We start from the raw sequence: 5,695 nt of genomic DNA, 5'->3' as shown, positions 1-5,695 counted from the left end.
GGTTATGTCGGTAGCTTGTATGCTTGGCAAGGATTAAACCTTTTGCTCGAAGCGATCGCCTATCTGCGAACAGAAGGTTTAGATTTATCGCTGCTCGTCGTTGGAGATGGCCCCATGCAAAAAACTTGGCAGGAACTTGCTCACCAGCTAAATATAGCTCCCCACGTAGCATTTGTAGATCGCATACCCGCCTCGGAAGTACCAGCCTATATAGCTGGCTTTGATGTTGGATATTGCGGGCAAGTTGAGCGAGAAACGGGCAAAATATATTTCTCACCCCTGAAACTTTACGAATACATGGCAATGGGAAAACCAGTTATAGCATCTGCCTTTGAGGATACAATCAGAGTAATCCGAAATGGAGAAACTGGCTTTCTATTTCAAGCTGGAAATTTGTCTCAATTAAAACAAGCAATATCAAAAGCATATCGGGAACGAGAGCATTTGGTAGCACGAGGAAGACTGGCACGGGAAAAAATCGTCACCAATCACAGTTGGAACGCTAGAGTAGAATTGATGATTGCAGAAGTCGATCGCATATTAAAGGCAAGCAGTGATGAACAAAAAATCCTATAGCCTGGTAGGAATATGGATAAATGCACTATCTATTTCCGATTTGAATGCACTCATTGCCGAAGCAGTTAGCAGCAACCAAAGTTGGATTATTGCTAACCACAACTTCCACAGCATTCATATTTATCACCGCGACGCCAAAATGCGTGCTTTTTACGCTTTGGCAGATTACATTCATGCAGATAGTATGCCCCTTGTTTTCTTGGCAAAGCTTTTAGGTTATCCTTTCCAACGAGAACACCGCGTTACTTATGCAGATTGGACGCCTCGGTTGATCGAAGAAGCTGCGCGGCAAAATTGGCGCGTGTTTTATTTGGGATCTAAACCGGGAGTAGCTCAACGAGGAGCTAAAATCTTACAACAAAAGTTTCCCACGTTGCAAATTGCCACAGCAGACGGCTACTTTGATACCCGTCCCGATAGTCAAGAGAACAAAAATGTATTGGCAAAAATTAACAGCTTTCAGCCTCATGTTCTTATGGTAGGCATGAGTATGCCCAGGCAAGAACACTGGGTATTGGATAATATAGAGGGTTTATCTACAAATGCTATTTTGACTGCTGGCGCGGCAATCGATTATATTGCAGGAGAAGTTCCCACTCCCCCCAGGTGGGCTGGCAGATGGGGTCTGGAATGGCTATCTCGCCTGATTGCGGAGCCAAATCGACTTTGGCATCGCTATTTAGTAGAACCTTGGTTTGTCTTAGCATTGTTTATCATCGAAAGATTTAAAAAGGGGAATTAAAAAACTACTATGACTGGCATGGCATTGTCGAAATCCAAAATGATCGAATTCCGTACTCAGCTAGTTGCCATTCATCGCACATTAAGCTGGAACAAACAATGGCCTCCCCAAAGCACAATTAATTTGGAAGATTTGCCAACTGCTCGTCAAATATTTGATGCCGAAGATTTAATTGTACCGGAAGGAAAATTAATTTCCAGCAATTCAGAAACTACATTACCAGCCAGCAAGTTATATTGTCCGGCTGCTTGGGCGGCGCGTATTCCGAAAGGTGCATCTGTAGGTGGAACAGTGCTAACACCAGATAATCAGGCAGTTATTACATCTATGGAATCCTGGCAAGATCACGGCCCGCCAAATAATTGGTTACTGCCTATTTCCCGCCGAAATCATCATCTAACAGGCTCTTGTTTGGATATAGGAAAATTGATTTGGGCGACAAATTATTTCCATTTTTTAATTGATGCACTACCGCATTTAGCTATATTAGGTGAGGCGGAATGGGAGCCGGATTGGATTCTAGTTTATCAAAGACGAAGTAAATTTGTAGATGCAATTTTCCAAAAGATGGGATTAGATAAAAAAATTGTTTATACCTCTATACGAGAGCGGTATGAAGCAGATGAAATGTTGGTTTGTACGATGCCAAATCAAAGAATAGGCAAATATGAATATTGGGGAATGAATTTTCTGAGTCAAGTATTTAAGCCAGAAAAAGAAAGTAAAAAAATTAGATTATTTATCGATCGAAGCGGTACGGCAGTACGAAAATTGAGAAATCAAGCGCAAATGCTAGAGCAGCTAAGTAAATATAATTTTGTCACAGTTAGATTAGAAGAAAAAACTATTCAGGAGCAAGTAAACTTGTTCCACAATGCAGAAGTTATTATCGCCCCTCACGGAGCGGGATTATCAAATATAGCTTTCTGTCAGCCCAATACTAAAATAATTGAGTTGTTTTCTCCCGAATACGTGCAAACTATGTATCGAAAAATGGCCGCTAGATTGCAACTGCCTTGGTTGGGTGTTTTGGGCAAAGGCGAAATGTTGTATCCCGATTCGGTAAAGCGGAATATACTATACCGAGATCCATCATTAAATAAAGATATTATATTAGAGCCGGAGCTAATAGACAGAGCGCTGGCTTGGGCTTTTGAAAAATGATATTTTATGCACAAAAACAGGGTATTCTCAAGAAGACGTGCTTTAGTATTTGGTGTTGGTGCTTTGGCTGGTGTAAGTGCTTCGCTCGGCCTAAGTAAAAATAAGCAATGGCAAAACTGGGCACAAGCAATGGCCGCAGCCAATACAGATTTTACAGTTCAGGGAGACAAATCTATGCGAGAAAGAGCAGCAGCGAAAGGATTGATTTATGGAGCAGCAAGTGATTATGCGATTTTACTCAAAGATCCAGAATTTGCCGATCGCTTTGGCAAAGAATGCGGCATCCTAGTTCCAGAAGGAATGCTGAAAATGAAAGGTCTTCGCCCCACCCCAACTACATTTAATTTTACTCGCAGTGATTGGCTGTTAGACTATACGCAGAAACACAATATGTTGTTTCGCGGACATACCTTGGTTTGGCATAATCTTTTACCAGATTGGTTCAAAGAAACAGTCAACGCCCAAAATGCCGAAAAGATCATGGTCGATCATATTAAAGGGGTGGCGGGACGTTACGCTGGGAAGATGCACTCTTGGGATGTGGTAAATGAGGCTGTTTATCCTTGGGATGGACGTTCTGATGGTTTGCGTAACTCGCCTTGGCTGGATTTTTTGGGGCCAGATTATATTGAAATAGCTTTTCGCGCCGCTGCTGAAGCTGACCCGAATGCGTTGTTGGTATATAACGATAACCGAGTGCAATACGATACCCGTGAAGGGGAAACAATGCGAACGGTAATCTTTAAGTTGTTGGAGCGTTTAAAATCGAAAGGTGTACCCGTGCAAGCTTTGGGTATCCAAAGTCATCTGTGGGGAGATGAAGTTCGTTTTAATCCAGAAAAATATCGCAAGTTTTTGAGCGATGTAGCGTCTCTGGGACTGAAAATATTGATTACCGAGTTGGATGTGACGGATCTAAATTTACCTCAAGACGAGGCAGAACGCGATCGCATTGTCGCCAAAACTTATGAAGATTATCTATCAGTAGTATTGGATGAACCTGCGGTAGTGGCAGTGTTAAATTGGGGATTGAGCGATCGCCATACTTGGCTGTCCGAGTTGAGAGCCAGACCGGATGGCTCGCCAGTCAGACCGTTGCCATTCGACAGAGACTTGAAACCGAAGTTAGCATGGAATGCGATCGCTCGCGCCTTTGACCAAGCTCGACCACGGTAAATTTTACACTCAACCCGCACCCTCCAATATATACCCGTGAGCAGATTTGAGAACTTGAAAGCCAAAATTAATTTACTGCGTAGCCGTTTGATGGGAGAAGGCAATGCAGCTACCCTCGCTAGAGGTGCTGCTAGCAGTTTCGCCATTAGAATGACGGGAACGGGAATTAACTTTATCACTCAAGTAGTGCTGGCGCGTTTGTTGGGTGTGGGAAGTTACGGTAGTTATATTTACGCTATTACTTGGATTACCGTATTGGGAGTAGTGGGAAAACTTGGCTTCGATACGGCATCCGTGCGATTTGTAGCAGCATACAGCACTCAACAAGCTTATGGACTTTTGGGCGGTTATTTGCGCTACAGCAGTCAAGTTATTTTGCTAATTTCGATCGGTGCAGGCTTATGTCTGGGATTAGTTAGTTGGATTTTCCAGGCTCGATACAGTCTAGAACTTTTGCATACCTTTTGGATCGCGGGTGCCCTATTGCCTCTCAGCACCGCCTTGGAAGTACAGCAGTCAAGATTGCGTGCTTTGAAAAAAATCATTCAAGGGCAATTACCGCAAGAAGTTTTAGTTCCCCTGCTGGTATTGGTAGGAACAGTAATTGCAGCTGTTTGGTTTAAGTCGGATTTAGATGCTACAACTGCTATGAGCATCAGGTTAGTAGCAGTTGCTGTAGCTCTGGGCATCAGCTTTTACTTGCTTATTCAAGTTCTACCAAAAGAAGTTAGAGTCAGCCAACCTATCTTCAAATCTAATGAATGGTTTCGGGCTGCCTTAGCGATGGTGTTGGTAACTGGCTTTAATATGGTAGTAGCCCAAACAGGTACGATCGTACTCGGTGCAACGCTAGGCACTAAGCAAGTAGGTATGTATGCAGTGGCGAGTAAAATAGCTGAATTATTAGTATTTATCCTCGTTGCCGTTAACTCAATTCTCGCACCTTTGGTCGCCAGCCTTCACGCTAAGGGCGAAAGAACTGAACTTCAGCGTATAGTTAGAATAGGCGTTTGGATTGTATTCGCCATATCCCTATCAATTGCCGTCATCTTACTGATTTTTGGCCGCCAATTACTCAGTTTGTTTGGCGCAGAATTTACGGCTAGCTATCCTATCCTTGTCGTGTTAATAGTCAGTCAGTTAATTAACGCCATGTCAGGCCCAGTATCATTATTACTGAACATGACCGGATATCACGGCGATTCAGCCAAAATTCTGGCTATTAGCGCAACTATTAACATAGGATTGAATATAGCTATAACTCCTATTTACGGTGCATTCGGAACTGCTTTAGTAACAGCAATAACTTCGTTAATATGGAACGGTTCGATGTCAATCATTGTTTGGTATCGACTCAAAATTATCGCTGTTGCCATACCAGAACGTATATTTGCAATAAGCATAAAAGGAGATAATTAAAAACATGAAATCACTGCCAAATAAAATTGCCAATCGCATCAAAAGAATCCGCCAGATTCCTATAGAAAAAAGTTACCAAAAAGAATTGCCAGCAAATCATCAAGCTGAAGATGTATTTCTAGTATCTTATCCCAAATCAGGTAATACCTGGTTACGGTTTTTAATTGCCAATGCGCTCAAAGTACATTACCAAATTGAACGAGAAGTAAATTTTTTTACAGTCCACGATATTATTCCTTCCCTGACATTTTCTAGAAATCTCCGCTATGAAGGGCCGTTTGGACGTACAGATTTACCGAGAATTATCAAAAGTCACAGCGCATACAATCCCTACTATCAGCGGGTAATTTTTATGGTACGAGATCCGAGAGATGTGTTGATATCGTACTATCACTATCTGAAATCTTTTGGGGCTATTCCAGACAGTTGGACAGTATCTGAGTTAATACGCGATCGCAAATTTGGCACAGAAGCATGGAATCAGCATACAAAAGGTTGGTATGTAAGTAATAAAGAAGGGCAAAATATTCAACTATTTTATTACGAAGAGTTTATCAAAAATCCCCAAGCAAATTTGGATCGGTTGATGGATATACTAGGAATAAAAATGACAGATGA

At 42.1% G+C, this 5,695-nt stretch carries 6 protein-coding genes; all 6 read left to right on the top strand.

Annotated elements, in window-relative coordinates; genetic code table 11:
- Positions 1–576 (top strand): glycosyltransferase (locus H6S82_RS15635; protein ID WP_191056398.1); only part of this gene is annotated, 576 nt, incomplete at its 5' end.
- A complete protein-coding gene (locus H6S82_RS15630) occupies positions 557–1,318 on the top strand; it encodes a WecB/TagA/CpsF family glycosyltransferase (RefSeq protein WP_190463742.1) in 762 nt (253 codons plus the stop codon). The genes H6S82_RS15635 and H6S82_RS15630, both read left to right, overlap by 20 nt.
- A gap of 39 nt (positions 1,319–1,357) precedes the next feature.
- Positions 1,358–2,482 (top strand): glycosyltransferase family 61 protein, encoded by a 1,125-nt coding sequence (locus H6S82_RS15625; protein ID WP_191056397.1) that lies wholly within the window; start codon positions 1,358–1,360, stop codon positions 2,480–2,482.
- 6 nt (positions 2,483–2,488) lie between these two features.
- Positions 2,489–3,658, top strand: a complete 1,170-nt coding sequence (locus tag H6S82_RS15620; protein WP_190463740.1) for an endo-1,4-beta-xylanase — start codon at positions 2,489–2,491, stop codon at positions 3,656–3,658.
- 54 nt (positions 3,659–3,712) lie between these two features.
- Positions 3,713–5,077 (top strand): flippase, encoded by a 1,365-nt coding sequence (locus H6S82_RS15615; protein WP_190463739.1) that lies wholly within the window; start codon positions 3,713–3,715, stop codon positions 5,075–5,077.
- 4 nt (positions 5,078–5,081) lie between these two features.
- On the top strand, positions 5,082–5,695 hold a 614-nt coding region (locus H6S82_RS15610), incomplete at its 3' end, for a sulfotransferase domain-containing protein (protein WP_191056396.1).

The organism is Planktothrix sp. FACHB-1355, assembly GCF_014748295.1.
Lineage (GTDB): Bacteria > Cyanobacteriota > Cyanobacteriia > Cyanobacteriales > Aerosakkonemataceae > Aerosakkonema > Aerosakkonema funiforme_A.
The sequence above is the reverse complement of the archived record's forward strand: the minus strand, read 5'-3'. Positions and strand labels throughout refer to the sequence as shown.

What these genes read in the sequence shown, in the direction of transcription:
- H6S82_RS15630 (WP_190463742.1), top strand. Translation starts at nt 557, where the DNA reads ATGAACAAAAAATCCTATAGCCTGGTAGGAATATGGATAAATGCACTA.
- H6S82_RS15625 (WP_191056397.1), top strand. Translation starts at nt 1,358, where the DNA reads ATGATCGAATTCCGTACTCAGCTAGTTGCCATTCATCGCACATTAAGC.
- H6S82_RS15620 (WP_190463740.1), top strand. Translation starts at nt 2,489, where the DNA reads ATGCACAAAAACAGGGTATTCTCAAGAAGACGTGCTTTAGTATTTGGT.